This window comes from Hyphomicrobium sp. (genome assembly GCF_020852195.1).
Classification (GTDB): domain Bacteria; phylum Pseudomonadota; class Alphaproteobacteria; order Rhizobiales; family Hyphomicrobiaceae; genus Hyphomicrobium_C.
Genome location: NZ_JADZBI010000017.1, coordinates 1 through 2,918, shown reverse-complemented (window position 1 = coordinate 2,918; position 2,918 = coordinate 1). Strand labels below are relative to the sequence as shown.

The 2,918-nt window shown below is 68.0% G+C and carries 3 protein-coding genes; 2 read left to right on the top strand and 1 reads right to left on the bottom strand.

All coding sequences use genetic code 11. The features are described from left to right. Positions 1-689, bottom strand: a 689-nt coding sequence (locus IT540_RS01525) for a transglycosylase domain-containing protein (RefSeq protein ID WP_291172284.1), incomplete at its 3' end; no start/stop codon positions are given. Positions 690-1,067: 378 nt separating this feature from the next. Here IT540_RS01525 and IT540_RS01520 point away from each other — a divergent pair. Further along, positions 1,068-1,715 carry a hypothetical protein gene (locus IT540_RS01520; protein ID WP_291172282.1) on the top strand — a complete coding sequence of 216 codons (648 nt, stop codon included), beginning with the start codon at positions 1,068-1,070 and terminating at the stop codon, positions 1,713-1,715. Beyond that, positions 1,621-2,918, top strand: a 1,298-nt coding sequence (locus IT540_RS01515; protein WP_291172280.1) for a terminase family protein, incomplete at its 3' end; no start/stop codon positions are given. The genes IT540_RS01520 and IT540_RS01515, both read left to right, overlap by 95 nt.

The window sequence follows — 2,918 nt, the reverse complement described above, 5'->3', positions numbered from 1 at the left end:
GCTTCCGCGAGGTTCACGTCGCGCGCCGACTTGTTGAAGTAGAAATGCGCCGCGCCGTCGACGCCGAAGGTGCCGCCGCCCATGTAGGCGCGATCGAGGTAGAGCTTGAGGATCTCGTTCTTGGTCAGGCGCGTTTCCAGCCACAGTGCGAGGAAGGCTTCCTTCACCTTGCGTTCGATGGTGCGCTCGTTCGAGAGGAACAGGTTCTTGGCGAGCTGCTGCGACAGCGACGAGCCGCCCTGCACGACGTTGTTGGCGCGCAGGTTCTCGAAAAGCGCGCGCGCCGTGCCCCAGATGTCGATGCCGAAGTGCTCGAAGAAGCGGCGGTCCTCGGTGGCGAGCGTCGCCTTGATGACGGCGTCGGGAATCTCCTCGAGCGGCACAGCGTCGTTGTGCAGGATGCCGCGCTGGCCGATCTCGTTGCCGGCCGCGTCGAGGAACTTGACGCTGTACTTGCCGGTGAGGAAGCGCCCCTCGTCGAAGTCGAGGAACGCGGGCAAGGCGAGCGCATAGAGCACGAACAGCCCGCCGGTCGCGAGCGAAAGCGTCTCCGATCCGGCCTCGTTCAGGATGCGCCGCCAGCCCGTGAGCTTGAAACGCGCGAAGAAGCTCGAGCCGGCATCCCACAGGTCCTTGCAGCGCGACCAGAGTTCCGAGAGCGAGGAATCGAGCCGCGAGTCGAGGCTCATCCAGTCGATGCCCTCGCGCCGGCCGCGCTTGAAGAACCAGTCGCTCAACGTGCCAACCCCGAATGTGTGCGATCGAAAACACGGATACGGCCGGGGCCAGCGCCAGCCGGCCTCGCGGACTCAAATCACCACGGCATTATGGTTATTTATACGCCCGCAGGAAGGCGGGCGAGCGCCTTGTGGACGGACGCGGAGCGTTGCCCGCGGGCGGCCGGCTGGGCAGGCGGAAAAGTTATCCCCGCTGCGCCGTGCCGGGATACTGTGGTCTGTTGAGTAGAATAAAGAACAGATAAGATAAATTATAAGAAATATAAAAATACACAAGAAGATCTTCGATTTTATATTGACAGCGTAACGGTCGATCGATAGTATTTCAGTATGGCTGGAAGAGTGTCGCTACGGCGCTCGACAACAAAGCCCACCCCCCGACAGCTCAGCTTCGAGATCAATGACGGCATGCAGGTCGACGACGACACGTGGGCCGCGGTGCGCCGCGCCTATGCCGATGCGTCGGTGCCGCTGGCCGAGATCGCCAAGCGCTTCGGCGTAACGCCGATGCGCATCGGCGCCCGGGCCAAGCGGGAAGGTTGGGCGGGTCGCGAGGAACGGGCCGGCAAGACCAAGGGCGGCGCGGCCAAGGCAGGGAAGTCGCCGGCACCGGTAACGCCACTGTCGAAGCGAAGTCGTCGGGACGCCTTGCCCACGCGCGGCGCGCAAGCATCCCTCATCGGGCGCCTCTACCGCGCCATCAGTCTGAAGCTCGAGCACATGGAGAAGCGCATGGCGAGCGGAGAGGTCCGTTCGGCCCAGGACGAGGAGCGCGAGAGCCGTGCCCTCGCCACCCTGATCAGCAATTTCGAGAAGGTCACGGAGGCCGTCGCTGGACTCGACGAGAATAGGGACGCCGCCCGCACCGCGGGAGCCGGCGCCGATGCGGAGCGCATGCGCCGCGAGATTGCGGAGCGCCTTGAGCGCCTCGGCAGCGGCGGGACGCCTAAGCCACGATCTCGCAAGCCTCGATCCTGAGACCCTGCGCTTCATCCTGTCGGATTGGCAGGTATGGGCGCGCGACGATCAGCTCCCTCCGGCGACAACGGCCGCGGGCGCCGACTGGCGCGTCTGGCTGATCCTCGGCGGCCGCGGCGCCGGCAAGACGCGCGCCGGTGCCGAATGGGTCCGCGCCAAGGCGCTCGGCATCCCGCCGCTCGGCGCCACGCCGGCGCGCCGCATCGCCCTCGTCGGCGAGACGCTGGCGGACGTGCGCCGCGTGATGGTCGAGGGCGTCTCGGGCCTGATGGCGATCCATCGCGCCGACGAGCGCCCCGAACTGGAGATCTCGAAGGCGCAGCTCGTCTGGCCGAGCGGGGCCATCGCGCAGATGTTCTCGGCCGAGGATCCGGACAGCCTGCGCGGGCCGCAGTTCGACGCCGCCTGGTGCGACGAGCTGGCCAAGTGGCGCCGGCCCGAGGAGACCTGGGACATGCTGCAGTTCGGGATGCGGCTCGGCGCGTCGCCCGCCATCGCGGTGACCACGACGCCGCGTCCGCTGCCGCTGTTGAAGAGCATCATGGACGACCCGGCGACCGTCGTCACGCGCGCCGCCACGTCGGCCAACGCCGCGCATCTTGCGCCGGCGTTCATCGCGGAGATGGAGCGGCGCTACGCCGGCACGGCGCTGGGCCGCCAGGAGTTACTCGGCGAGATCGTCGACGAGCAGTCCGGCAGCCTCTGGCGCCGCGACTGGATCGAGCAGGCGCGCGTCACTGCGTGCCCCGAGCTGACGAGCATCGTCGTCGCCGTCGATCCGCCGGTGACGGCGACGGCCAATTCGGATGCGTGTGGGATCATCATCGCCGGACTTGCCGCCGACGGACGCGCCTACATTACCGCCGACCGCTCGCTGCAAGGGCGCGAGCCGACGGTCTGGGCACGCGCCGCGGTGCGTGCCTACCACGAGTTCATGGCCGACCGCGTCGTCGCCGAGGTGAACCAGGGCGGCGACCTCGTCATCGCCGTGCTGCGCCAGATCGACGAGGCGGTGGCGGTGCGCACCGTGCGGGCGACGCGCGGAAAATGGCTGCGCGCCGAGCCCGTGGCCGCCCTTTACGCCGAGGGCCGCGTGGCGCACGTCGGCGTGCACGAAACGCTCGAGCAGCAGATGCTGGCCTTCGGTGCCGACGGGCTTTCGGCGGGCCGCAGCCCCGACCGCGTCGACGCGCTGGTGTGGGC